Source organism: Methyloglobulus sp. (assembly GCF_040079455.1).
Lineage (GTDB): Bacteria > Pseudomonadota > Gammaproteobacteria > Methylococcales > Methylomonadaceae > Methyloglobulus.
The window spans coordinates 1-24,550 of record NZ_JBEBKJ010000018.1; the positions used below are offsets into that span (position 1 = coordinate 1).

The window sequence follows — 24,550 nt, forward strand, 5'->3', positions numbered from 1 at the left end:
TATAAGAGACAGGGTTTACTAAGTACAAAGAAAATTTGCTAAGTATAGCAGAACTTAAAATGGGAAAAAAACTAATACCGTTAGCAGAACAAACTTACCTGCGGCCATCTGATGATGAGAATGTTGGAACATTATTTGTTCTCTCTAAACAAGAGATTAATGACGACTTAAAAGACTTCAAAATTGTAATTAATAAATCTTTTAATGATCAGAAACCTTCCGAGGGTACTAAGGGACCTAGCGGGAATGGTGGAGAAGTTGTTGATCGTGTAGTAAACACTTACCTTTTAGATGGCCAATATAGAATATGTCGATATGAATTGTCACGATCTTAATTGTAGTTATCCAAATATTCTTACAATCATTATGCTGATAATTGAGCGCTTACGTTTGGACGTAATAATTGGCGTGACCAGGCACTGTTTAGCATCTGTGCGTTAGGATAGTGATGTTACGATGGTTCGAAGTGCTTATGGGGATCTCTAAAAATCCCCGGCATCATCGCTATGCTCTCCCTCTGAGCATGGGTATCTATACAAACATCTGCCCCTTCTCCCTTGAGGGCAAAGGTATCTACACAACTTTTCATTGCAATGAAAACAATGGGCTGCAAAAGTGCCAAGCCCCTCTCCTGCTGGATGCCTACATGGACGTAGGTAGTAGGGCAACGCAGGAGCAGTTGCCGAGAGGGCTGGGGTGAGGAGAATAAAATCAACTGTTTATATCCCCCTCATCCCAGCCTTCTCCCTCGAGGGAGAAGGAGTAGGCACTTGTATAGATACCTATGCCTTGAGGGAGAAGGGGATGATGATTGTAAATGGTTAATTTTAAATACATTATTTCACTAAAGAGTCTCGCCTCCTCTGGGCATAATGGGTATCTAGTGTGCTGGTTTCAACTAAAATTTAGTTACGATAGAAATATTGAGGATGAGAGCAGCAATGAACATTGCGGCGAGTGAAGAGGAGCAGTTGGTGCTGAATGGAGAGGAGGAAACCCCTAACGGGATTCCTCCTAACAGGCTTATGGTAATGTTGTGACGCTAAGAACGTTACTGCAAGCGGATTTGCCTACTGCATTGGATGCTCTAACTCGGTATCTGTAGCTTGTGTTAGCGCTAAGGCCAGCGTTTGAGTAGGTCTTAACGTTCGCACCGACTGTTGCAATCTTGCTAAAGTTGGTGCAGGTTAGCCCTTTGCAGCGTTCAATCAGATAATTTTTCTCATTGGTGGCATTGTCAAGCCAACTTAAAACCACTTTACTTCTTGATATTGCAACACTGCTAAGACTACTTGGGGCTGCGGGAGCTGTAGTTGCCGCCGGTGGAGTAACTACCGCTGCTGAGGTTGTCGCAGTGGCAATATTGGAGTAAGCAGAATTTCCCGCTACTCCATGCGACCGTATGCGGTAGCTGTAGGCTGTTGCAGCAGTTAAGGCGGTATTGCTATAACTTGTCACACCAGTAGCCAATGAGGCAATCTGCGTAAAGTTAGTGCAGCCTACGCCTTGGCAACGTTCCAGATATTGCGCGGTCTCGTTTGTAGCATTATCCGCCCAAGTGAGATTGATTTGCACACTTGAAACTACCGTGGATACGAGGTTAGTCGGTGCAGCAGGCAATGCAACAGGAGTCGTCGATGGTGTCAACAGGGCGTAATGTACTACACCAGCAGTATCATTGGCATAAACTAAAATTTGGCCAGTATCGCTGATGTCGAATGCTCGTACCAACGACCAGCCAGTCGGCAAATTGGTAACCAAGCTGTTCAAGTTGGTTAGGCTGCCGCTGGCAACATCACCGATTACCGCGTAACCGTAACCGCCGATTGCAGTGGTGGTTGCTGTTTCGGAACCGACGGCTTGCCCGCTGGCGTTAATGCTACTCAACATACTACTGAAGTTCGGCTTACCGAGATCCGTATAAATCCCAGCCGAGGTATCCCATATCACGGCGTGCATGACAGGGGTGCCGGCTGGTGCAACACGGGTAGCAGGTCCGACTGCGTAAGCGTATCCTCCAGCAACAAAGCCGTTATTATTGACAGCAGTAGCGGTACTGCCGCCAACGTTCAATACTGGCATAGCAGGTGAGTGCAGGTCTTTCAATCCGGTCGGTGTAGTAATAAAAGCGTGCCAAATATCGGACGGCAAACATGCGCCATTAATCGAGCTGCCACCGACGATTTGTCCGCTGGCGTTTATGGCGTTCGCCGCTGTAGAATCATAAACACCGCCGCCTAATGAGCCTAATGATTGCAATCCGCCGCCGTTGGTGTTGCCGGCAAATGCACGCCAATCGCACTTACTGGTGCCACTGCTATTACCAATTATTTGGCCGGCATCGTTAATTCCTGCGGCAATGCTTGTCGAATAGGCTGTTGTCCCAGCAAAAGCACCTAGGTCAATTACTGTTCCATTTGCATTGCGCACAAAAATATTGGGACTTACACCGGTTGTCGAACCTGCGAGCGATACCTGACCTATGGCCTGTCCAACTGCATTGATTGCGTTGGACGAAACGAATATATCTCCGTTGGCTAAGGTATCCAAATTGGTGATAGTGTCACTAGATATATCATACAATTGAGGGGTACCAGATTGGACATTATTGACAATTGATGTTGCCGCTGCTTTCCCAAAAACTTGGCCATTGGCTTCAATCTTATAAGGGATAAATCCCCCTGATGCCGCAGCCACCGTTGTAAAATCAGTCGTTAAGGTATAAGACGTTGCGGCAAGTGCTTGCACACCACAACCCGCTAATGCTAAACCCAATGTAAGTGAACGTAAACTTAGCTGCGTCATGTTTGATCCTGTAGTATTTTTGTTGTGCTTCATTCTCTTCCCGCCAAAATTTTTATTAGTTACTTTATTCACAATTGCTAGCAGTGTAAAGTCAGCTAAAGTGTCAACCTTTGAGGTTTTGATTTTCTTAGCTTATCAATCCAAGTTAGCAACCGCCGTGTTAAGCATAGTATCAATTAATTAAGCGTCACTTAATTTTATAAGCCACCGACCTAAACTGCATGTTAAAGGCATAGTTTTTTATCGTTTTAATACCCGAAACACGGAACGGGGCTTTAAGCCCCGCCCCTAATTTTACTGCTAATTCAATATCTACTAGTCTAGGCTAGGATCAGATCTACGACGTTTAAGTGCGGAGTCTTTGCGTGACCTCCATTCTGAACGCGTATTGGTGGATTTGGAAATTTGCTCGGTATTCATCGTTGTAACTTCGGTTGATGTCGGTGCCGCAGGCTGTTCGGGGTCGTCGTTAAGCTCCCCGATCACGTCAGTCGGTTCAATATCAGTAGAAGTTATCGTGTAGTTGGCCGGAAGGCCATCAGTCGCTGCAAATGTTGAAACCGATAAGGCACAACAAAAAAGAGTCACTATAGTTTTTTTCATGGTTTTTCCTTTTTTAAAACTGTTCTTCATTTTGTATAAAGGACAGCGTTTGCTTTTTTAAAGTTAAAGTGCGCCGAGTTCCTATGGTTTTTATTGTCCCAGAATCGGCGCACTGTCGTCGTTTGATGCTTTAAGCGCTTAATGCACTATCATAGGTCGCATCATGTCGTGATCTTCATGCTCAGCAATGTGGCAATGCCAAACAAACTGACCAATCCCTTCAAACTTCATACGTACTCGTGTAACCTGGCCTTTGACAATCTCACCTATTGCTCCAGGTGGGATATACGATTCGGCAGGATAAGCAATGACGGTTTCTTTCCAACCTTTTTCAGTCGCCAAAGCAGGTGTTGCAGGTGTAACAGCAGGACACGCCGGATTGCCTTTAACTTGCGCGGTTGCCGAATAACAAATATTGAGCAACGTACCATTGGCACCTAATATAGCACTGAATGGTTGCCGCTCTAATACTTGGAATGCTCCGTCGTGCAGATGAGTTGGGTGTGCATCAACAGAGCTGTTGAAGATTTCCCAAGTTTCCACGGTATGGGCAATCGGGTTTTCAGTAATAGTATTGGTCCAATCTAAGAAACCGTCGGTCGGAGTTCCCAAAATCGGATTAACACGGCCATATATATCAGCTTTTTCGCCAAGCAATACTTGATGCGGTAGCGCAGCAGGGTTGGTATTCACCAATGCTGGGATCGGTGTACGCAACGAAGCGGGAACAACGGCATTAGGCACTGCGGCATTCAATGGAATGTTCACCCTAAGCTGCATAATTTGATCGGCCATGCCTACAGTAGGAACCGTAACCGGAGCGCAGACGCCAGTATTGGTGGTTGTACCCACCGCAGGGCAAGCATTATTTCTTCCGAATGGCTGGTTTGCTGTGTTTCTAATAGTGATGTTTCTGCCCAACAAAGTGGAGAAATCCACTACGATATCGTAGCGTTCAGCCGGCCCCATTGTCAGTGTGCTGGTTGTCAACGGCGCATTCAAGAAACCGCCTTCCGTACCGATCACCTGGAATGGCACAGTGGTTGTTGTACCTGAAACTCTCAATGTAAGCGTATAAAAACGGGCGTTTGAGCCATTCAATAACCTGAAACGATACTTACGTGGTTCAACTTGCAAATAAGGCCAAGAGACTCCGTTAACCACCATGACATCACCGAAGAATTCAGGATTAGCACTCGGATCATTGGCTGTACCTGTGCCGGTATTGATGTCGATATCAGGATAAGCTAAATCACCGTTTAACTTAAACATACGGTCTTGCATGACGAGTGGCACTTCATAAGGGCCAGAAGGCAATTGATTGTTAGCAATCATTGCCATTTCATTGTCGTCACGAAGTAAATACAAACCAGCCAAGCCCGCATACACGTTGTTACGGGTCATACCCAAGGTATGATCGTGATACCACAACATAGTCGATTCTTGGTTGTTGGTGTAATCAAACGGATTTATGTTGAAAGGTACCGTTGGGTTGGCAGACGTTGCCCCACCAATTGCACCAGTCGGTGAAGACCATGCTTCCGAGTAACCATCACTGCCTTGATCGATAACTTGGGCACCGTGTAAATGCGCCACACTCCGTATGTCAGGTTCAGGGACACCTGGAAAAGTTCCTGTGGGTGGGTTTAGGGGTATAATCCCTTGATCAAAAAGCGATTGGGTAACAGTCGGCCACGGATTCTTCTCACGTCCAGCCATCGCTCCGTGGATGGTATGGTCAACCGGTGCTAAATGCAGTGCATTACTAGGGCGAGAATCGGTATATTTAACTTTTACCGGCTTACCTAGTCCAGATACATTGCTGATATTGGTAGAACGAGCTTCAATCGTATGCGCTGGATAGCTATAGGTATCCAAGCGCGCAGGATCACCGTAAGCAAACACTTTGGTTGCAGGGAAACCAGGTGGCAATATTTGCGCCGTAACCTGTTTAATATCCAGATTATAAGAATCCGTACCCACCACTGTAGTCGTGTCCGGCGTATGTTTATAGAATGGCGCATTGGGGTTAGGCAATGGCATCGCATACTTAGGGATAGACCCAGGGTTGAGAACTGGATAAGTATAAGGACTTAGACCCACCAACAAAGGGAACGCTGGCTTTGGCACAAACGCAGCAACTGCGGTTGCCACAGCAAAATTCACTGGGCCATTATTAGCCAAATTAGTTTCATCCACCACAGTGGCTACCGATGCAATAAACGGCGAAGCCAAAACGCTGGCAACCTTTGGAGTCACAGGGATACGTAAGCGTGAATTTGCACCCGCAGCTAAATCTTTGCTATAGGTACAATTGACCACTTGCCCAGTCGTGTAGCAAACCCAAGCGTCGGCTATACGTGAGAACTTCAACGGAGCGCTGACATTAGCAGGCATAGTGAAGGTCACGTTGATCGGTGCTTTAGCGACGCTGCCTACGTTAGCAACACGGATTTCCATTTGGCTCATGGTATTTAACATCAGCGCAGGTGCTGGTGTTCTGAGTGTCACAGACACATCAGGTCGCGCAACCACTGTTGTGGTCACTGTATTTGACGTTACCGTTCCAACAGAGCCGCCGCCAGTAATAGTTGCGCTAGTAGCATTGGCGCCAGCAGTCGTTGGATTGACGTTCAAGGTGACCACATCAGGTGTGTTTGGCAAGATGGGTGTCGCTCTATTACAGGTCACTACTTGCGTTGCTGCTGTACAAGTAAAGCCACCAAGGGAGCTACCTGATACAAAAGTTAGCCCTGCTGGTAATGTGGTTTTAACTACAGTGGTGCCTGTCGATGCAGTTGCCGCCGTATTGGTAACCGTCGCGCTATAAGCGTACGGGCTGCCAATCATGCCATTAGCTGGCCCTGTCAGAGACAGTGTAAAGGCGGGTGGAGGTAAGGTGCTTATAACGGTGGAAACCGCATTAGAAACAAGTGGAAGCAGTAGGGTTAGCAGGGAGCCGCCGCCTGAAACATTCACGCTAACCGACTTGGTTCCTGTCGTAGTTGAAGTCAGCGTCAAGGGGATCAAGACCGGTACGTTACGGGCAATTGAGGTCGCCCTCGTACAGGTTACAATCCGCGACGCAGTCGCATACGTACAATTAAATCCACTCGTTCCAGCACCACCAGAGACGAAAGCCATGCCTGCTGGCAAAGTGCTTCTAAGTGTTGTAGTGCCTGTTGATGCAGTAGTGCCCGTTTCAGTAAGCGTTGCGGTGTAGGCGATGTTAGTATTGATACCAGCACCTATGGGCCCAGGAGGAGCCAAACTAAGAGTAAAGGTAGTCGCCGCTGAAACGCTTTGTGCCGCTCCAAAAAATAAAGCACAACCGATGGCTAATGAGATGGGTGTCATTGATCTCGACCCCGTTCGTTTTTTGTTCTTCGTTATTTCCGCACTTTTATTTAGTGGCAAATAAGTTTTCATAAATGACCTTCCAATATTATTATTATTAACTATAATTCAGCGTGAGTGCATTGGCTCTCATCCAAAAAGGATTTAGAGCTAAAATTTTAGGCGCAGACAACCGCAGCTTCAAAATAATGCAAGCAGACTTAAGTGTTTTTTAATTTTGAGTAGATATAGTATTTTCAAGCGAGAAATTATTTCTGTGATTTCTCTTTTAGCCTCCTGTGTTGTGCAATCAATGGTTACTAGGCCAACTGATTGTATTGTTGTTTAAAGTACGTAAAGCACCATCGTTACATTGATAACTCTTTAGGCATTAGCTCTGTAATCTTGTGCTTACGCAATCTATCACCGTTTAAAGTGCTGTCAAATTGAATCAATAGAGCTAGGCTCGGTTTATTACATTCATATAATCCAAAATTAATTTAACCAAATGATTGTTTTGGAAATTCATAGTTACGCAAGCTATCTTGGTGGCTGTCATGTTTCCACATGGGACTATAGTAAAGATGACGCTGCACTCAGCCGACGCAATATAGCATCGTTTTTATAGCTGTCAATAAAATATCGCAGTGCTTAATTATCTAATTCCACACGCGGGAAAACTTACCTTTTCATCTGCACGATTCTCCATTTAAGCTGCTTACCCACCTTTTAGGTGATGGCATTATGAAGGGCTTTTCTAATTCTCATATAGGTGTAAACACCTACTTGTTTATTTAATTTAACTATGCTATATATCGCGTATGGGAAATCAATAGCGTCATGCTCAATTGATTTCGCTCCCATAAGGGAATCTCTAAAAATTCAAAAAACTCCTTCTCCCCACTGGGATGCCTACAAGGATGTAGGTATTAGGGCAATGCAGGAGCAATTGCCGAGGAGAATAAAATCAACTGGTTAATCCCCCTCATCCCGACCTTCTCCCCCAAGGGAGAAGGGGTAGATAGTTGTGTCCAGAGGGAGAGCATGGCGAGGATGCCGGAGATTTTTAGAGATCTTCTAAAGCTCACTTGGCAGAGTTAACCAACTAGATTATCCTGTAAAAATTGCACTTCTGAATTGAATTCGCGTCCAACTGACGTTGGGTCTAAAAGTGAAACCACATAGTTTAATTACCAAGAAAACACCATGAATTTGAAACTAGAAAAAATAAGTGGCTATAACGTGTTGACCATCCAAGATGAAAGGATCGACGCACACAACTCGGGCGAATTAAAAGAATATCTCTTACAGATGATAGAAAGCGGGGAAAAGCAGATTATCGTTCAGTTGGAACATGTCCGCTTTATCGACAGCTCCGGTTTAGGGGCTTTATTGTCCGGCAATAAGCACATCATTGTTAAATCGGGAAAGCTGGCTTTAACCAATATACAGAAACAAGTCCTGTCGATGTTTGAATTAACGCGCCTTAACCGTGTCTTTGACATATATGCCGATTTAAATGAGGCTCTCAGTAGTGAAAATTAGCGAATGGTCATGTGTACTCCTTTTATACAGGTAGATGTCGTTATCCCGACGCAAACCAAATATCTGGATTTGATCGGCAGCATTGGCGAGGGCATCGCCAAGGAGCTGGATGACTTTACGGGTGATCGTGCGGCCTTGGCGTACCAGTTGAACTTGGTGCTGACAGAAGCGACCGTCAATGCCATCAAACATGCGTGTGATGATGACCCCAAAAACTGCGTCAGAATAACGATTCATCTCCAGGAAAACGAGTTAAACATCAAAGTTTACGATCATGGACAGGGCTTCGATCTGGAAGCGGTGCCGTTACCGGATTTCGAGCATCCTCAAGAAAGCGGAATGGGACTTTTTTTTATCCGCAGTTTGATGGACTCCGTTACGTATAGTCGACAAGATGAGTACAATGTGCTGGAGATGATCAAAACTCTAAAGTGAGGCTTACCTGTGACGAAAACGCCAGCTACCGATAACCATGAACTTGGATGAACGACTACAGAAACGTACCAAATCCTGGCAAGAAACCTTAAAAGCCCTGTCAATTAGAGTCTTGGGCAAGGAAACAGGTAGACACTTATGGCAAAAATATCATGCGTTGTTCCCTGCCGATTATCAAAAGCTGATTTCACCCCGTTACGCCCTTAATGATATTCTCCAGCTTGAGCGCTTAATAGCCTCGAATTGCGAAAGTATCAGCCTGCTTAAGCCTTACGCAAATCATCCGTACTATCGGCTACATTTTTACAGTCTTCAAGAACGTTATCTGGACGAGTTTATTCCTGTACTTGAAAACCTGCATTTACGGATCATGGATCAAGTCCAGTTTACCTTTATGCTTGATGGTGTCAGTGCGACTATTAAAAGTTTCACCATCAAAGCCGCCAAAAGCCAATGCGCCCCATTTAGCCAGCTAAAAAGCCAACTGCTGAAAACCATTCAAGCCGTCATGCAGGGGCAGGTTGAAAATGATGCGCTCAACAAATTGTGTGTGTTGACGGGAATGACTTGGCACGAAATAGATGTCCTTCGTGCTTACCGAAACTATTATCTGCAATTAGGGCATCGAACGACACGGGCCAGTTTTCACCATGCCTTGATTAACAATCCGCAGGTTGGACTCGGTCTATACCATTATTTTGAAGTACGCTTCAGACCGAATCCTGAATGGGAAGATCCCATGCTTCGGGAAGAGCAGGCGATGTTTCCGTTGCGTATGGAATTGCTGGGGAATATTGATAAGGTGTCCGATATTAATGACGACCGAATTTTACGTACTATTTTTAACTTGATTGATGCAACGGTTAGAAGTAATTTTCATAAGCGCCGGTCTCAACAAGATTATTTTATCGCCTTTAAAATTAATAGTCTAGGCGTTATCGAACTGCCTGCCCCAAAACCACAGTATGAGATTTATGTACACAGTGTCGATATGGAAGGAATCCATTTACGGGGCGGAAAAATTTCCCGTGGCGGTATCCGCTGGTCTGATCGTCTCGATGATTTCAGGACTGAAATATTGGATTTGATGCAAACCCAAATTAACAAAAATGCCTTAATTATTCCGACTGGTGCTAAAGGTGGTTTTGTAGTGAAAGGGAATGGTTCTCAACCAGATTTCAAAGCGGCTGGAAAAAAAGCGTATATAACATTAATGCGCGGTTTGCTTGATTTAACAGACAATTATCGTGATGACACCATTGTAAGCCCTGAAGGTATAGTCATCCACGACGGCCCCGATCCTTATCTGGTAGTTGCAGCGGATAAAGGCACCGCCCAGTTTTCAGATATTGCCAATTCAATTGCTACCGAGTATCACTTCTGGCTGGATGATGCTTTTGCCAGCGGGGGATCTCGCGGGTATGACCATAAAGCATTGGGCATTACGGCGCGTGGAGCTTGGGAATGCGTTCAACGGCATTTTCGTGAATTGGGCAAAGATATTCAACAAGAAGCCTTTACGGTGATCGGTATTGGCAGCATGGATGGCGATGTGTTTGGTAATGGTATGTTGTTGTCGCCTGGTATCCGATTAATTGCGGCATTCAGCGGACAGCATATCTTCATCGATCCAAGTCCCTCAGACGATGACGCACCGTTTAATGAGCGTAAACGCTTGTTTGAATTACCCAGCTCCACTTGGGATGATTATGACCGTAGCCTGATTTCCGAAGGGGGCGGGGTTTATTCCCGGTCGGCCAAAGACATTCCCGTTTCCGTTGAATTAAGAAAATGGTTAGGCATACGCTATAAATTTATAGATGGCGAATCCCTGATTCGTTATTTGTTGGTTACGCCCGTCGAATTATTATGGCTGGGCGGCATTGGCACTTATGTGAAAGCCAGCACGGAAAAGCACGAAGAGGTTGGCGACAGAAACAACGATAACGTGCGTGTGGATGCCTGCGACCTGGGCGCAAAAATAGTGGGTGAAGGTGCAAACTTGGGTTTTACGCAAAAAGCCCGCATTGAATACAATTTACGTGGTGGTTGCATTAATACCGATGCGGTGGATAATTCGGCGGGTGTCGATACATCCGATCATGAAGTTAATTTAAAAATATTACTCACAGGCTTGCATAAGAAAAAGGTAATCGTTGACTATCAGTCTCTATTTATTGATATGACGGAAGCCGTCTGCCAGTTAGTACTAGCAGATAATATTGCACAAAGCCTTTGCTTATCCTTGGAACAACTCCGTATTTCAGAACATAGCGCAGAAAATTTGTCGGTATTTTTGCAAGTGGCAGACCGCCTGGAAGCTGCCGGAATTTTAGATAGAAGCGTTGAGTCTTTTGCCCAAACCAAAGAAATCCAATCCCGTCCCGGACAAGTCATTTCTCGCCCCGAGCTGGCGGATTTAATGGCCGCCGGTAAAATGTATTTGTCCCAGCATTTACAGAATCATGCCGCGCAATTAAGTGACGAATGCTATGACTGTTATTTGCATACCTATTTTCCAACTCAGCTTAGTGTTCCGTTTAAACAGTATCTTTCCGAGCATCCGTTAGCGAATGAAATTAAAGCAACCGTTATCAGCAATAAAATTATCAATCAGGCGGGGTGTGGTTTTCTAAGCCTGGCTGCTGATAGTGAAAACGGCACCCTATTGGATACCGTCAATTGCTATTTAGCATTTGACCAGATTTTGCAGGCTGATGAGTTAAGACAAGCGATTGCTGCATTAGACAATAAAGTCTCAGCAGATCAGCAATACCAACTGTTAATCCAACTTGAACAAACATTGACGTATTTTTGCCGTTGGGCAATAGCGCATGGCAGAATCATCCGACCCGAGATAAGCACGATTAACTGCTACAGCCGTTATTTAAAAGACTACGAAGCGTATGTAAATCAGCACCACCTAGATCATTTACAAGAAAAACTCAAGCAATATCAACAGGCACAGACGCCAACAGATCTGGCACAAAAACTAGTTTTTATTGCCAATTGCCAGAATTTCCCCTTCATTATGTTATTGGTGACGGAAACCCAGCAAGATTTTACGACTGTCTTGACCTTATTGAATGACATTACCGATACGCTCGGCTTGGCTGAGATCAAGCAACAGTTAGTCAGCATGCCCTTGCGTGATGTTTGGGAGAGAAGCATATGCAATGATTTGCAGGAAGATATAGAACACTTCACTGGCCAATTACTGAAGAAAATCCTGGCTAGCCAAGTCAAGACCTGCACCGACTATTTTGAGCTTCAACCTGAAAAACAGTACATCAAGCAATACCGGCGGCTTTATCTGGAAATTCAAAATATACCGCCAATAAATTTGTTACCTTACGTTACTTTAATAAGAGTGCTGGGAAAATTGATTGAGGGAAACGTATAGTTTGTAACTATGCCTGAATTTAAACTAACCACCACGCTAATCACTTGAAGGCTAATAGCGCAAAAGCCGAAAAAACGCCAACTATACCAAACCAAAAGCCATAGATTAGTGAATTGTATTTAGCTCTGCACACACCTGACAATTCATAAGTGTGCCTGTACTCTGCATCGCATAGCTGGCTGATTTTTCGACTTAGCACATCTTCCGAATATTGCGAGGCGCTACCATACTCACCAATTGCATTGAAAAAGATGATGCTTTTTTTTGATCCGTCGAAGCGGGGCATAATTGTGAATGCACAGAAAATACAGCCAATAACCAGCCCTAATGTTGCAGTAAGCGATAGGATATGTATCAATTCCCACGAACTAGGGTTGGTTATCCACTTATTGGTAAGTCCAAGTGTATTTAAATAGGTAAGGAGTGCAGTGGCACCCGCAAAAAAGATTGCTGCTTTTTGGTCCGCCAATCTTATGCTATGCCGAATAGACTGATGAATTTCTTCGCCAAACTTTAGCCTAAGTTCAAATTCCTTTAGTTGGTCCGCAGTGCTAAGACTATCTGCCTTGATTCCATCTGTGTCCGTGCGAGAAGGATGATTTAAAGCCAGTGTAGCTGACGAAATGTCCGCAGATACCGGCTCATCACCAGTCGAGGATTGATGATTTTGAGTTTGCATGGTAGTTGACCTCAATAATTAATTAAACCATTTCATTCCACGCCCCAACGGGGCAGGACACAAGGCAACCATGCTTCCTGTCGATCTATACCGCGTAACGCCTGGAGTGCCTTTCAATCAAACACAAGCACAACTATTTCGCGTTCAGGGCCAAGCTGTATTTGAAAGCCGTCCGGCTGGCTTTCGATGAGCTTCAAACGCTTAAGTGCCTAACATGAATTAAGTAAATGCTGATTAAGTCTCGACGGGACGAGCAGTAAACAGTTATATAAGTGGTGTTTACGTATAAAAATTAAGCACATGGAATGCGATTTACTCAGCTAAAACGCTTTCGCGCACAAAAACCCGTTTATCAATCTATTTTCCCCGACAAAAAGTAATCCATAAAAAAACCCTGCACCTTATACAGATAACAGGGCTTTAACTTACTAATTTGTAAGCAATAGATCGGATGTCGAGTAACGGCATAGTGGGCTAAGCTATTTGTTTCCCGATTACCGGCATCCACTGGACTATTTGCTTAAGCATCCTTGCAAAACAATACAATCCTAAGTCATACAAGGTTTAAGCGTGCTGCTTGATGCCGTTTCAGACCAGTCAAGCCCAACAATGCTGATCCAAACAACCAAATCGCTGCCGGAATGGGTGTATTGGCAGTATTATTAATCGATAGTTGGAAACTACCGCCGTAGCTACCGGAAGTACCAAGAACGTCAGTTCCGGTTACCAACAGAGAATACGACGAATTTGCAACAAGGTCTTTAAAAGCAGCTTCTAAAAGTTGTGAACTTTTATTGGCCGTTAGGTCAAAGGAAACGCCGTTCAACTTCGCGGAAAATCCTTTAATGAAGCCATCTTTACCAGGCCCTGAAAAAGAATTCGTGAGCGAAATAGTGGTTTCAATGTTGTCAGAAACCATAAAAGTGAAAGTGTCGGAAAATCCCGTGACCACACTTTTATTCCCAAAATTTTCATTGTCCACTATCATCCCTAAATCTTTTGTAGCAGCACTGGCTTGAAAAGACAGGCCTACCAAAGTTAGGCTTAAAACAAGTAACAAATATTTCATTTTATTCTCCCTTAAATAAAAAAATATCAACCTGAGTTTGATATCATTTGTTGGGAATAAATTCAGGCACAGCCCTGATAACAGGCTATTCCAAAACATAATCCCTAGCTTAGTTAATCAGAAGAATATTAATTACGACTTAAAAAGAATTAATTTAACTCGTAACTCGTAACTCGTAAGGCGGATTCGGAGCACGGCGACAATCCGCCATGCCAAACAATGCACAATTTTCAGATATACCTCCCAACCCAAAATCCATGCCCGGAAATATCCGAGGCATAATCAGCAAGATAGGCTTCGTTTAAGGCGAATTGCCTCGCGGCGAATCCGCCTTACGGCCTTGTTGCCTTAACCGCGCTCCGGTTGATTGTATTGTTAGGCTTTGTATAAGTATACCCAAAGCCAATGCACCAAGAAATAACAAAATCAACGACACTGACTTCATTGGTTTTCTTACACTATATCGAGGTTATTTGCTGTGAACTATTTCACTATTAAAGGGTGAGATAGTTCGCAGCTTTAATTTTTAAATTAGATTAGAGTAAAGGCGTGTTTAGAGCAATAGAATTATTTGAAGGGCAGTGAATTTATTTAGGATAGGCTAAATTATTCCACATGATTGAAATTCAAATTATTTTATTCTTTTTTAGGTCGTCGTGTGACGCAATGCTTTACGTCAATTAGGGTATCTAATTGCAGTTAGGCAGTCCACAATTTGACTATTATTTTGAGGAGATTGAAATGGCTATTCTCTATTTTCCCAATGTGTTCACGCTAGGCGCAGACCAGTTCACAGTAGTGCGAGCTTGGATCAACGGCGAAGCGGAGAGCGGAGGCGAGTACCATGGGCCGGTTGTTATAACCGCCATCCCCACAGGACTTAATCAGCGTGTGGTGACATCAGACGTTGACATCAGGTTCACGGCTCGAATGCCCGATGGGTTTACTAGCAAGTGTTTCTATGAGTTCCGGGTGGATAACATTGAATCATTCCCGGTCTCGTTTACTTGTCATATGTTTAAGAATTAGGAGAGCAATCATGAAACCTCAGAAGGTACAAGTTTTAGCACAAAAAGATGGTCAGATCATCGCCGTACAGACAATACCCTTGGGTTCAGAACGTTTGAGTTATGGAACTGGCAGTAGCCTTACTGCGCTACCCGAGCAAATGATTTATGAAATCGAAGCGCCCAAAGAACTCATGCACCATGACGTATCTACACTTCATTGTGAGCTTTTTGGGTATCAAGTCGAAGTACAAAAAAACATGTGTTGCCTCATCCGAAAACCTGTATAAGGCAAAGCGCGACAGCGGTTTCGTCTTATGCGGAGTGAGGAAGAGTTGTGGCCTCGCTAACATTGCGCTCAAGCGGGACGCGCCTTTTCGTGGCGATTTTGAAGGTTTGTTGTTTTTCCAGCTTCGGCGGCTTCGCCAATCTTTCGTGAAAGGCGCACCCCTTAGCTTTACGTTAGGCCTTCCTTCTCAATGGAACGGCGGCATCGCAAACTCAATATGTTAAAGTTCACCAGTTAAGGAGAAGGTTATGAAAGAGAACATGACAGAAACTGCCAACAGGGCGAAACTCACCGCAAGTATAACTCGCAATCCCTTGAAGTTGGATGGTCTGTCGGTGAGCCTCGATCAGTCATTCACGGTCGAGTTCAGTCCATTCGGGCCTATGGAAGTAAAGAAGGCTTTGACCGATTCCGAAATGATCACATCGCTTCTTCGAGAATACCCAACGGAGATGGCTTCCATTATCAACGATACTTTCGCGGGGCGGATGGAAGCTGCCAAGGCAACAGCATTGAAGATTGGTTTGACAGAGGAAGCTTTTCAAGAGGCGGGGGGCGGTATGCTATTTTGGATTGGCATCGCCTTTTGCGCTGGCGTCATTGGTACTTGCGCCGCTTTCGGATGCTGAATTGTAATGGTTAATCCCGTATGTTGGGTATTTTGTAGGTTGGCGGTGAGGTACGAACCCCAACATTTTTTAGCACGATTTGTTGGGGTTCGCAAGCTCACCCACAACCTACATTTTCACCGCATTAGGCGCATATCCTGATACGTTACAGTGAAAGCCGTTAACGGCACGTGTATCCCAATAGACGACTCGAAACTGACTAAATCCAATCTTATCACCTAGCACTTGTGCTGACTTTGCGTTAGCTTGGAAAACTTGATTGCACTAAGTTGGTAGTGTAAAGGTATCATCTATGTACGATGCCGCACAGACCGCATTCGATTATCCCTGTACTGTTAGCCCAGGCGTTGGAAAACATCATCCTACGCTTTGGTTATGGCTATCCGGTCATGATTTACACATTATTAGGAGAACTCATGAACAAAGATCAAGTAAAAGGCCGCGTCGAAGAAGCCAAAGGTAAAGTCAAAGAAGCCGCTGGCGTATTACTGGACGACAAAGACATGGAGACAGAAGGCAATGTCCAAAAGAATGTCGGCAAAGTCCAAGCGGGCTTTGGCGATCTCAAGGAAGAAATAAAGGACGAAATTAAAAAATAGATTAAGGAAGAAAACTAATGCCAGCATTGCTGGGAGGTGCAGTGTGTGCAGCCAAGTTGGTTCGTGGCAATGCCGCGTAAGATGCTCGACTATTCCTTTTTCTCAACAGATGAACATGCAGCCTACTGGTTTATATGTAGGCATCACTGAATTTCAGCTTCAAAACATGTTCACCAATGATTCATATCGCCGTCAATCGACGGCTTCTACGGAGAAGCACACATGCTTGAAAGTATCGCACTCATTTTAATTATCCTCTGGGTACTGGGGTTGGTTTCCGCTTACACATTGGGCGGGTTTATTCACATTCTGTTGGTTATCGCGGTGATCGTGATCATACTGCGTGTCATTCAAGGCCGACGTGTCCTTTAGTGGCACGGGGTTGTTGTATCGGCAGTAATAATACAATAACCACACACAGCCTGAAGACGTATATCTCAAAACAGGAGTATAGTTTTCAGGCTTGCCTTTGATTCACAGTGATAATGTGTAAATCTTGGAGCAGGAATGGATAAATTTGTCGCACTACTATCCGCTCAGTTATAAAAATCACAATGCGTCATTAGGCAGTATGAAATTGTGCTAATGACATGGCCTTCTTTGATCGTTTACGTAGTTCAATATCATTCACCAAAACGGAAACCTAGCCATGCAGCACACCCATAAAAGCGATAAAACTGGTGTTCCAATTGAGCTTGGTAATATGCAACCCAACAACAGGAATGCGTAGTTTGTCGGCGGCGGCATCGCATCTCTTTCGGGAGCCGCATTTCTGATACGGTACGGCCTTATACCTGGCGAAAATATCCATATTTTCGAGGAACTCAAGGGAACGGGTGGCAGTTTGGGTGGCACCGATTCAAAAGACAAAGGCTATGTTATTCGGGGTGGCCGGATGATTGAAGAACACTATGTTTGTACTTACGATCTATTTGGAAGCATTCCTTCAGTGACCGATCCTGCCAAAAGCGTCAAAGACGAAATTTTCGAATTTAGCCACAAGTACGTCAGCTTATCCAGATGCCGCTTGGTTAGGGGATGGTCAAAAAGTTGATGTCTCGTCGTTTGGATTAAGTGAAAAAGATCGCTTGGATTTATTGTCAATGGTTGCCCACTCTGAAAGATTCACTGGATACCAAACGCATTGAAGACTGGTTTTCGCCAATGTTTTTTGAAAACAACTTCTGGCTGATGTGGTCAACGATGTTTGCGTTTCAACCTTGGCATAGTGTGGTTGAACTTAAGCGTTATCTCTTGCGGTTTATTCAATTATTTCCCGATTTCAACAAGATGGGTGGGGGCTGGCGTACTCCTTATAACCAATACGACTCAATGATACCCCCGCTCACTATTTGGCTTAAGGCGCAAGGCGTGCAATTCTCGCTGAACACTGAAGTTACTGGTCTTGATTTTGACTTAGGTGGAGGTGAACGGTCGGTGCAGAATATTCGTTGCACTAACGACAGCAACTTAATAATTTCTAAGGCTCTAGACTATCAGGAGAGATTAAAATTTCTGACGAGTTGCCATAATTCAATAGCCAATTCGTCAACAGGTTGCAGGTCAGTTAGTCGGAGGCACCACAATACATAAATGGCGTTGGGGACGGTTGGATTCAAACTGAATTATTCGATTTACAACGTCTTCGCCGCTGCTATCGCCCACTGGGCCTGAAGTTATATGGCCGCTTGCTTCGCTTACCAAATGGACATAGCTCATATGCGGCCCACCCGCTAACGTTGAATTGATTAATAACTCAGTCTCATCTTTCAGTTCGACTTTATCAGGAGCAACGCTGCCGGGATTACACGCACCGAAAAAAATCAACCCGTCTTCTGGTAAAAGCGATTTCAGGGAGGTTGCAAAATGAAAAAATCGTTCAGGAGATAGCTCAACTGATTTTTTTAGGTCGAATAGTGGCTTTCTACAAATAAGCTCACAAAGATGTTGTTGGTATTCGCGCTGCCGGGGAGACCATAAAGATAGTTTTTCTGTCGAACAATAACGTTGATAACAACTATTATCCAACGGTTGGATTTGTATTTCATAATCCGTAAGCTGCTGCCAGATACCATCGTATTCCATCGAAGCCAAATCTTGCCAGTGCAAGGCCATATAATCGCTAAATAGGCGATTCTTTTCTACATCATAAGTCAGAGACAATATGTTTTTTAGCCCCGGCTGCGCCTCGGAAAGCAGAAGCAATTTTCCTGTGCTCCCAGTGATCTTATATTCTTGCAGATACACGGCATTCTTAAGCACCGGGCCGTCATAACCGCCATGACTGATAAAAATAATCCGGTCAAAAGTCATCCCCTGCTGGATCAACTGCTCGACTTGTTGGTAGTAATCTGTCCAGCTCCAAACATTGTGGAGTTGCTTAACGATCGCATGGAACCGGTTACGGTAAAAAGTTACTAAACCTCGGGCGGGTTGCTCAGGCCACCTTGGATTCTCATTGAGATCCTCTACCCCTTTCAACAAAGGCACAAGCAGCACATGCCTTGGTGGTTGCTGTAACTTTAAATCGCTCAATTTCACAGAATATGGCAAACATGGTCTAACTGAATGTTCATCGCTGTGAACATTGGCTGTATAAATTCCCAGCAAGAATAGAGAAACCAATATCCGAAACACTAAGGTAATCATAAAATTACAACCCCATAAATTGCCCTAAAACCAAGTCGTTCTAGAAAGTTCTTTAAAATTGACTTGTCAACTCGAGCAATGGTTACCTTTAACCGAGAAAGCCCATAAGATAAATCTATTGAAATCCTAGGAAATTATCACGAATTTGTCTGTTCGGTATCGTACACAACCTTATTCAATATCGATGACAGCAAATCGGGGCGGAAAGACTTTTTAAAGGTTGACTGACGTGACCACAAGCTCTAAAAATGTATGCTCCAAGTTCGTACGAGCTAAAACTTAAACCTTATCATTGGACAAACAAGCCAGAGCCTGTCTTGGCATACTTAATAAAGCATGAGAGAGGACATTACACTAGTTTGAATTTTTTGCGCCAAAAACCGACTTTCCAGCTTTGGCTGAGATACGCTGGTATTTAGCATAAGCGATGCCGGCAGAACTGCGTAATTCCGCTTCACTCGCTTTGTTTGCAAATCCCCGTGCAACCGCTTCCAAAACATAGGCTTCTGGTGCCATAAAGCTATAAGTGGTTACTACCGGTTTGGAACCTGCGGCGAGTAAATGTCCTGAGAAAAACTCTTCGCTCATGCAGGCAAGTGCAACTGCTTGTTTATTGTGTCTGGCGTGTTTTGGAAAGCGTTCGACGATGGGTTGATATTGGACATCCATCAAGCCATCATGGCCGATGAAAACCACCATTTCACGCTTTGCCGGATTGGGCGGAGTGGCTGCTTGTTGCATAAAGTCAAGCATCGCCTGGTCAATCCGGTTGCCTCGATAAGCATCGGCGGTAACCGTGAGATTGTCCTTCCAAGCAAATTGACAACGTTCTAAAATAGTATCGTTAATATCTTTTTCGCACCCCAACTTTCGCCAACCATTCGCCTTGCTCAAAAAGGTTTTCACGCCATAAGCCGCGCCCCAATAGAGATTGCTACTTGGATTGTTACCATCGCCAATTTTCGCAGGAACAGGCTCGATGCCTTGTGATACGTTGTCGACCAGGGACACAATTACATAAATATGCGTGTTTGGCATAGCTTCTACACAGGGTGTTAGCACCACGCAAAATAGCACGCTAAATAAACAAATTGAGCGCAGGGTAATCATGTGTAGAAACCCGTCAGATGGTGATCAAATTTCATCTGAATAGGTTTTGTTTCAGTATCATAAGGATAACCTCAAACAGTTCAGGTAAGGTGCTAGTCTGCGAATAGTAGTTTATTAACACACAAGACACAATATGTTTGCTTTAAGATATTCGCCCTGACTAGAGACAGAACTGGACATATTCTGTGAAAAATATCAATTGCTGAAACAAAATGGATGAAATATTGACCGGATGGATTCGGGAAAACTGGTTTGACTTATGGGGATCTCTAAAAATCCCCTCTCACTCTGGGAGAGGGCTAAGGTGAGAATTGTAAATGCTTGATTACAAATCCCTCATCCCAACTTTCTCCCTGGAGGGCGAAGGAGTTTTTTGAATTTTTAGAGATTCCCTTATTACAAAATGTCTTCAATATTCAAAGAATCGTTACATTTATCTTTGATATTAAACGCTATCGGATGAACCGGAATTGGTCATCGTCTGATGCACGGGTTGTTCGGGTACTTGATAAGACGTGCCTCGTCGATTGATCGTGTTAATCATCCAGGCTATCGGCAAGGCGGTGTATAAAGTTTGGATAGAAGTCACGAGGCTCAGGGCGGTTTTTAAGGGAGATATTTCGACTGTCTGTGATTGATTGGTAGTGGCGTGAGTTTTTGAAGGTCCACGCTTGGTAATTTCACCAAGAAGAAAACCAATACCTGCAGCGAATAGAAAGGTCGTTGGAGCGATCATTTGTTGCTGCATCTTCCTTAACAGCGTAGCTGTGCCAACATTGATCTTCTGCTTACGGTTCAGCACTTGCTGCTCCGCATCTTTGATTTGAGCTGACAAAGATGTGGGATTAATTCGGTTTCTAGTAGGTGTAACCATCATGACTTCTCCGTATCCCGATGTCCTGGGGGCTCGGGTTTAAGGCTATGCAGGGTCGCCGGAAATTTCAGGTATCGGCTTTTCCGGTGGATGACACGGCAAAAGATCAGGGCGAGTAGCAAATTTAGCACGACGGCAAGGAGTATGGCACTCCTTACCATAACACCGTTCTCGATCAGCCCCAGTACGGCAGCGGACAGAAGGCCCATCCACGCACCGCACAGCAATCCAGCAACCAGTATACCCGCAATGATCATATTCACCAGGCTCACACCTACCTGTTGTGTTTCCAGTGCAGCGAGCTGGAAGCGGTCATGGCTTAATCCACGCAGTTCACCCCATAAATCACGAGCATCATCCAGTAAGCTTGAGCTGTTCATAGGATCGCTACGCGTCGCAGTTTGTTTAGGTGCTTCATCAAGGGTGTTAGCGTTCATGATCTTAGATAGCCTAACGACCGCTAGATAGGCGGCTCAACAAAAAGCCAGTCGCCATTGCGATACCCAGTGATGTTATGGGGTTATCGCGGACATAACGTTGGCAATTCTTCATCAAACGTTGTTCGGCATATAACAACTGCTCGCCTTTATCGGTAATCGTTTCCTTGGCACTGGTGAATTTATCGCCAGCTTCATGTGCAAAATCAGATACTTTGTCTGCAATTTCCATGGTGTTTTCTCCTGTTAGTTAATTAAGCCGCACGCTACTTCAAGTTGCTTGCGGCATTATGGTTCGGTGTTTTATTTAAGGCGCATGTCATTCTTTACAACTCTTACGCCGTTAACAGAGCGGGCAACTTCTATCGCTTTGCTAATATCGGCACGGGAATTCACGAAACCGCTCAACTGAACCTCGCCCTTAAAAGTTTCTACGTTGATTTCCGCAGAACTTAAAGTAGGTTCATGCAATATGGCCGCCTTAACTTTTCCGGTGAGTACACTGTCGTCGACATACTCACCCGTTCCCTCTTGCTTTGGTGTTGACGCGCAACCTGCGACAATCAATAAGGTCAAAACCATAAAAAATGCCGACATTAATCTAATAAAGTGTTTCATAAGTAAATCTCCAATAATGCTTGAAAAATCAAATAAGGGTTTTCATGACTAAATCCCCAAACATGCACTTATACCAGTAGGTATACAAAGTTGACTACATGAGGATAAGCCATCTCTAACGCGATCTAAGTGCCGTGTAGTAACTGGGGTTGCCTACAACCTTGTAGACACTCTAGCTACAAAGCTAGCCATAGTCGGTACGGTAACGCACATAGAAGATGTGGATGCTGGACTGTCAAGAGGGGCGCGAATGAATTGACCCTGCTTTGACATGGGTAATTACGTGGCGCGCGGCGAACTTGTTAAAAGCATAAGTAATAAAACCCGCTTTAAAAGCGGGTTTTATTTGTCAACTACTTCATTTAATAAACGCATCATCTACAGCCACCCTATGTACGATACCGTACAGACAATGTTTGTGCTTATCAATAGACTCGAACTGAGTTTCCAGCTCATTGCATTTTTACTCCAAAATAGAGAGGTTTTACCTCCGATATTTTTAAAGTTGGCGTGCTACCCTGAGACTTGACGCACTTTTAAAACATATAAAACAGAGGAATATCGTATGAAAACGACCAATGAAACCAAACAAAAAATTATAGCTAAGAGAGTCCTTGTGATGTCCTGTTTATCAGCCGTTCTAGGACTGACGGGTTGTCCCGATGGTTCATCAGAAAAGGCAGGGCAAAGAATTGATCGTGCAGCAGATAATGCCGAAAAAACGATTGAGCAATCAAGTAAAACTGCCAGTAAGCAACTTGAAGGTTTAAAGGATTCAGTGGAACAGAATGCCGAACAAGCGAAAGACAGTATTGACCGATCTGCTGAATCCGCTAAAGAAGTATTGGAAAAATCTGAAGATAAAGTTGATCAAAATGCCGAGAAGGTGCAGGAAAAGGTTGAGCAAATAAAAGAAAATGTAGAAAAAAAACTTGATGATATTAAAGCTTCAACAACCGAGAAATCGGAAACAACCGGGGAATATATTGATGACTCGGTTATTACCACAAAGGTCAAGGCCGCTATCTTGGGCAGTTCCTGGCTGAGCGATTCCCATATCGATGTCACCACAAACAAAGGTATTGTGGTGTTGAGTGGTACAGTTGATACCGAGCAAAATATCGCCAGGGCAATAGAAGTCGCCCGTAGTCAGGAGAATGTAAAAGCGGTGGAAACTAACCTGATTGTAAGCGTTGCTGAATCGAGTAAAAAATAATGGTTACCTTACGAGTGATGGTTGCCTTGGGCATTATGTTGTCTATTTCTATTGCCCATGCCACAACTGCTGACGATACTTACATTGCCGGCTATGCCGCTGGCGTTCTTAAACAAAATTTAAAACTTGATATGCCATCCTTAATTGTCCGGGATGGCGTCATTACTTTACCAACCGGTAGCTTGGAAGCCGCCGATCAAGCAAAAGCGGTACAGCTATTATCGGAAATCCCAGGCGTTCAAGCTGTAAAGGTATCCGAAATGACTAGCGAGCAGTCAAGGGCTGCTCTTACACAGCCAGTTCAGGTTGCAGGTGCTGAGAATGTATCAGCAACCGACTCAATTATATTGCCCACAGGACTTCTACCTACTGGTCATTTATTCAAGCCATTATTAGCCGATCCTCGTTGGGCGCATTTCTCAGTTGCTTACAGAAATTATCAGACCGACAATTTTGCTGGAAAAGATATAGCTTCCGTCAGTCTTGGTGAAACTATTCCAATTTATCGCAGTAACTTTGGACAATCCACGGCGCAATGGGAAGCGGGTATTCAAGCCGGGGTCTTTAGTGACTTTAATCTGAATGCCTCATCGTCCGATCTCGTCAATACCGATTTTATTGCATCAATCTATTCAAGCGTACGTGCTGGTCAATTCTCAGCCTTTGGCCGTATTTACCATCAGAGCTCACATCTTGGTGACGAATTTCTGCTTGGTAAGATACATACATCCAAGTTTGAGCGCGAGAACCTCAGTTACGAAGGCGTGGATTTAAAACTCTCTTATGAACTGCCTTATGGGGTACGCATATACGGCGGTGGGGGTGGTTTATTTCATAAGGAACCTTCGGTGCTTAGGCCGTGGTGCACAATATGGTATCGAGTTTAGAAGCCCCTGGCGTATCAATTTTGCGTCAATGCGGCCAATTATTGCCGCTGATATCAAGCATTTTGATGAAAATAACTGGAGCGCAGATGTTTCAGCCAGAGCGGGTGTTGAGTTTGATAATTTACAAGTATTAGACAGGAAACTGCAGATTCTTGTGGAATACTTCAACGGCTATACGCCTAGTGGTCAGTTTTATAAAGATAAAGTGGAATATATAGGCTTAGGAGCGCACTACCATTTCTAACACAATTCGTATGTTTACGCGATGATTTTCAACGCCTTTTTGGTAACTGAAAATCATCCATTGCATCAACTGCCAAGAATTTAATGGATATTTTCGTTGGCAGTAACCTTGTGTAC

At 44.3% G+C, this 24,550-nt stretch carries 24 protein-coding genes and 1 pseudogene; 12 read left to right on the plus strand and 13 right to left on the minus strand.

Features of this window, described 5'->3' with window-relative positions:
* Positions 1 to 59 precede the first annotated feature (59 nt).
* A complete protein-coding gene (locus ABL924_RS06070) occupies positions 60 to 335 on the plus strand; it encodes a hypothetical protein (protein ID WP_349026180.1) in 276 nt (91 codons plus the stop codon).
* Positions 336 to 1,023: 688 nt separating this feature from the next.
* On the opposite strand, the gene ABL924_RS06075 is transcribed toward ABL924_RS06070, so the two are convergent.
* The 3 genes from ABL924_RS06075 to ABL924_RS06085 all read right to left on the minus strand — a co-directional run bounded on the left by ABL924_RS06075 (position 1,024) and on the right by ABL924_RS06085 (position 6,837).
* A complete protein-coding gene (locus ABL924_RS06075; protein ID WP_349026181.1) occupies positions 1,024 to 2,805 on the minus strand; it encodes a hypothetical protein in 1,782 nt (593 codons plus the stop codon).
* A 315-nt stretch (positions 2,806 to 3,120) separates the two neighbouring features.
* A complete protein-coding gene (locus ABL924_RS06080) occupies positions 3,121 to 3,408 on the minus strand; it encodes a hypothetical protein (RefSeq protein ID WP_349026182.1) in 288 nt (95 codons plus the stop codon).
* A 138-nt stretch (positions 3,409 to 3,546) separates the two neighbouring features.
* A complete protein-coding gene (locus ABL924_RS06085) occupies positions 3,547 to 6,837 on the minus strand; it encodes a multicopper oxidase domain-containing protein (RefSeq protein ID WP_349026183.1) in 3,291 nt (1,096 codons plus the stop codon).
* Between the two features lie 1,113 nt (positions 6,838 to 7,950).
* Between ABL924_RS06085 and ABL924_RS06090 the strand changes: the two genes are divergently transcribed.
* From ABL924_RS06090 to ABL924_RS06100, 3 genes are read left to right on the plus strand one after another with little or no spacing between them, the layout of a single operon-like run.
* The gene (locus tag ABL924_RS06090; protein WP_349026184.1) at positions 7,951 to 8,289 is read left to right on the plus strand and encodes an STAS domain-containing protein; all 339 of its coding nucleotides are present in this window, start codon (positions 7,951 to 7,953) and stop codon (positions 8,287 to 8,289) included.
* A 9-nt stretch (positions 8,290 to 8,298) separates the two neighbouring features.
* The gene (locus tag ABL924_RS06095) at positions 8,299 to 8,724 is read left to right on the plus strand and encodes an ATP-binding protein (protein WP_349026185.1); all 426 of its coding nucleotides are present in this window, start codon (positions 8,299 to 8,301) and stop codon (positions 8,722 to 8,724) included.
* 37 nt (positions 8,725 to 8,761) lie between these two features.
* Positions 8,762 to 12,127: an NAD-glutamate dehydrogenase domain-containing protein gene (locus ABL924_RS06100; protein ID WP_349026186.1), complete on the plus strand. Its 3,366-nt coding sequence runs from the start codon at positions 8,762 to 8,764 to the stop codon at positions 12,125 to 12,127.
* A gap of 40 nt (positions 12,128 to 12,167) precedes the next feature.
* Here ABL924_RS06100 and ABL924_RS06105 read toward each other — a convergent pair whose 3' ends face one another.
* From ABL924_RS06105 to ABL924_RS06115, 3 genes are all read right to left on the minus strand, one after another.
* On the minus strand, positions 12,168 to 12,806 hold the full coding sequence (locus ABL924_RS06105; RefSeq protein ID WP_349026187.1) for a Pycsar system effector family protein: 639 nt from the start codon (positions 12,804 to 12,806) through the stop codon (positions 12,168 to 12,170).
* A 553-nt stretch (positions 12,807 to 13,359) separates the two neighbouring features.
* Positions 13,360 to 13,875: a hypothetical protein gene (locus ABL924_RS06110; RefSeq protein ID WP_349026188.1), complete on the minus strand. Its 516-nt coding sequence runs from the start codon at positions 13,873 to 13,875 to the stop codon at positions 13,360 to 13,362.
* A gap of 301 nt (positions 13,876 to 14,176) precedes the next feature.
* Complete coding sequence (locus ABL924_RS06115) at positions 14,177 to 14,320, minus strand: hypothetical protein (RefSeq protein WP_349026189.1); 144 nt, start codon at positions 14,318 to 14,320, stop codon at positions 14,177 to 14,179.
* A gap of 594 nt (positions 14,321 to 14,914) precedes the next feature.
* Here ABL924_RS06115 and ABL924_RS06120 point away from each other — a divergent pair.
* The 4 genes from ABL924_RS06120 (at position 14,915) to ABL924_RS06135 (ending at position 16,771) form a co-directional block, all read left to right on the plus strand.
* Positions 14,915 to 15,172 carry a hypothetical protein gene (locus ABL924_RS06120; RefSeq protein WP_349026190.1) on the plus strand — a complete coding sequence of 86 codons (258 nt, stop codon included), beginning with the start codon at positions 14,915 to 14,917 and terminating at the stop codon, positions 15,170 to 15,172.
* 247 nt (positions 15,173 to 15,419) lie between these two features.
* A complete protein-coding gene (locus tag ABL924_RS06125; protein ID WP_349026191.1) occupies positions 15,420 to 15,800 on the plus strand; it encodes a hypothetical protein in 381 nt (126 codons plus the stop codon).
* A gap of 416 nt (positions 15,801 to 16,216) precedes the next feature.
* Complete coding sequence (locus ABL924_RS06130; RefSeq protein WP_349026221.1) at positions 16,217 to 16,399, plus strand: CsbD family protein; 183 nt, start codon at positions 16,217 to 16,219, stop codon at positions 16,397 to 16,399.
* A 222-nt stretch (positions 16,400 to 16,621) separates the two neighbouring features.
* Positions 16,622 to 16,771: a lmo0937 family membrane protein gene (locus ABL924_RS06135; RefSeq protein WP_349026192.1), complete on the plus strand. Its 150-nt coding sequence runs from the start codon at positions 16,622 to 16,624 to the stop codon at positions 16,769 to 16,771.
* 271 nt (positions 16,772 to 17,042) lie between these two features.
* On the opposite strand, the gene ABL924_RS06140 is transcribed toward ABL924_RS06135, so the two are convergent.
* Positions 17,043 to 17,210 (minus strand): hypothetical protein, encoded by a 168-nt coding sequence (locus ABL924_RS06140; RefSeq protein ID WP_349026193.1) that lies wholly within the window; start codon positions 17,208 to 17,210, stop codon positions 17,043 to 17,045.
* On the opposite strand from ABL924_RS06140, the gene ABL924_RS06145 reads away from it, so the two are divergent.
* Together ABL924_RS06145 and ABL924_RS06150 are read left to right on the plus strand one after the other, a co-directional pair.
* Entirely contained in the window at positions 17,190 to 17,453 is a 264-nt protein-coding gene (locus ABL924_RS06145; protein WP_349026222.1) for an oleate hydratase, read from the plus strand. The genes ABL924_RS06140 and ABL924_RS06145 overlap by 21 nt on opposite strands.
* Before the next feature lie 20 nt (positions 17,454 to 17,473).
* On the plus strand, positions 17,474 to 17,992 hold the full coding sequence (locus tag ABL924_RS06150; protein WP_349026194.1) for an oleate hydratase: 519 nt from the start codon (positions 17,474 to 17,476) through the stop codon (positions 17,990 to 17,992).
* On the opposite strand, the gene ABL924_RS06155 is transcribed toward ABL924_RS06150, so the two are convergent.
* From ABL924_RS06155 to ABL924_RS06180, 6 genes are all read right to left on the minus strand, one after another.
* Positions 17,963 to 18,940, minus strand: a complete 978-nt coding sequence (locus ABL924_RS06155) for a hypothetical protein (protein ID WP_349026195.1) — start codon at positions 18,938 to 18,940, stop codon at positions 17,963 to 17,965. The two genes, ABL924_RS06150 and ABL924_RS06155, sit on opposite strands and share 30 nt — an antisense overlap.
* 462 nt (positions 18,941 to 19,402) lie before the next feature.
* Complete coding sequence (locus ABL924_RS06160; RefSeq protein ID WP_349026196.1) at positions 19,403 to 20,086, minus strand: hypothetical protein; 684 nt, start codon at positions 20,084 to 20,086, stop codon at positions 19,403 to 19,405.
* Between the two features lie 517 nt (positions 20,087 to 20,603).
* Positions 20,604 to 21,035, minus strand: a complete 432-nt coding sequence (locus ABL924_RS06165) for a hypothetical protein (RefSeq protein WP_349026197.1) — start codon at positions 21,033 to 21,035, stop codon at positions 20,604 to 20,606.
* Positions 21,032 to 21,469 carry a phage holin family protein gene (locus ABL924_RS06170; protein WP_349026198.1) on the minus strand — a complete coding sequence of 146 codons (438 nt, stop codon included), beginning with the start codon at positions 21,467 to 21,469 and terminating at the stop codon, positions 21,032 to 21,034. The genes ABL924_RS06165 and ABL924_RS06170 overlap by 4 nt, the downstream gene beginning before the upstream one ends.
* 13 nt (positions 21,470 to 21,482) lie before the next feature.
* A complete protein-coding gene (locus ABL924_RS06175) occupies positions 21,483 to 21,701 on the minus strand; it encodes a DUF883 C-terminal domain-containing protein (RefSeq protein WP_349026199.1) in 219 nt (72 codons plus the stop codon).
* A gap of 71 nt (positions 21,702 to 21,772) precedes the next feature.
* The gene (locus tag ABL924_RS06180; RefSeq protein WP_349026200.1) at positions 21,773 to 22,087 is read right to left on the minus strand and encodes a BON domain-containing protein; all 315 of its coding nucleotides are present in this window, start codon (positions 22,085 to 22,087) and stop codon (positions 21,773 to 21,775) included.
* Positions 22,088 to 22,652: 565 nt separating this feature from the next.
* Here ABL924_RS06180 and ABL924_RS06185 point away from each other — a divergent pair.
* A complete protein-coding gene (locus ABL924_RS06185) occupies positions 22,653 to 23,303 on the plus strand; it encodes a BON domain-containing protein (RefSeq protein ID WP_349026201.1) in 651 nt (216 codons plus the stop codon).
* A 131-nt stretch (positions 23,304 to 23,434) separates the two neighbouring features.
* Positions 23,435 to 24,434, plus strand: a pseudogene (locus ABL924_RS06190) (DUF1207 domain-containing protein).
* Positions 24,435 to 24,550: the final 116 nt, after the last annotated feature.

Coding starts and splice junctions, on each gene's coding strand:
- ABL924_RS06075 (WP_349026181.1), bottom strand. CDS start 2,805: ATGACGCAGCTAAGTTTACGTTCACTTACATTGGGTTTAGCATTAGCG.
- ABL924_RS06105 (WP_349026187.1), bottom strand. CDS start 12,806: ATGCAAACTCAAAATCATCAATCCTCGACTGGTGATGAGCCGGTATCT.
- ABL924_RS06110 (WP_349026188.1), bottom strand. CDS start 13,875: ATGAAATATTTGTTACTTGTTTTAAGCCTAACTTTGGTAGGCCTGTCT.
- ABL924_RS06125 (WP_349026191.1), top strand. CDS start 15,420: ATGAAAGAGAACATGACAGAAACTGCCAACAGGGCGAAACTCACCGCA.
- ABL924_RS06090 (WP_349026184.1), top strand. CDS start 7,951: ATGAATTTGAAACTAGAAAAAATAAGTGGCTATAACGTGTTGACCATC.
- ABL924_RS06165 (WP_349026197.1), bottom strand. CDS start 21,035: ATGATGGTTACACCTACTAGAAACCGAATTAATCCCACATCTTTGTCA.
- ABL924_RS06100 (WP_349026186.1), top strand. CDS start 8,762: ATGAACTTGGATGAACGACTACAGAAACGTACCAAATCCTGGCAAGAA.
- ABL924_RS06160 (WP_349026196.1), bottom strand. CDS start 20,086: ATGCCAAACACGCATATTTATGTAATTGTGTCCCTGGTCGACAACGTA.
- ABL924_RS06115 (WP_349026189.1), bottom strand. CDS start 14,320: ATGAAGTCAGTGTCGTTGATTTTGTTATTTCTTGGTGCATTGGCTTTG.
- ABL924_RS06095 (WP_349026185.1), top strand. CDS start 8,299: ATGTGTACTCCTTTTATACAGGTAGATGTCGTTATCCCGACGCAAACC.
- ABL924_RS06170 (WP_349026198.1), bottom strand. CDS start 21,469: ATGAACGCTAACACCCTTGATGAAGCACCTAAACAAACTGCGACGCGT.
- ABL924_RS06185 (WP_349026201.1), top strand. CDS start 22,653: ATGAAAACGACCAATGAAACCAAACAAAAAATTATAGCTAAGAGAGTC.
- ABL924_RS06120 (WP_349026190.1), top strand. CDS start 14,915: ATGAAACCTCAGAAGGTACAAGTTTTAGCACAAAAAGATGGTCAGATC.
- ABL924_RS06070 (WP_349026180.1), top strand. CDS start 60: ATGGGAAAAAAACTAATACCGTTAGCAGAACAAACTTACCTGCGGCCA.
- ABL924_RS06180 (WP_349026200.1), bottom strand. CDS start 22,087: ATGAAACACTTTATTAGATTAATGTCGGCATTTTTTATGGTTTTGACC.
- ABL924_RS06175 (WP_349026199.1), bottom strand. CDS start 21,701: ATGGAAATTGCAGACAAAGTATCTGATTTTGCACATGAAGCTGGCGAT.
- ABL924_RS06080 (WP_349026182.1), bottom strand. CDS start 3,408: ATGAAAAAAACTATAGTGACTCTTTTTTGTTGTGCCTTATCGGTTTCA.
- ABL924_RS06130 (WP_349026221.1), top strand. CDS start 16,217: ATGAACAAAGATCAAGTAAAAGGCCGCGTCGAAGAAGCCAAAGGTAAA.
- ABL924_RS06085 (WP_349026183.1), bottom strand. CDS start 6,837: ATGAAAACTTATTTGCCACTAAATAAAAGTGCGGAAATAACGAAGAAC.
- ABL924_RS06140 (WP_349026193.1), bottom strand. CDS start 17,210: ATGGATATTTTCGCCAGGTATAAGGCCGTACCGTATCAGAAATGCGGC.
- ABL924_RS06135 (WP_349026192.1), top strand. CDS start 16,622: ATGCTTGAAAGTATCGCACTCATTTTAATTATCCTCTGGGTACTGGGG.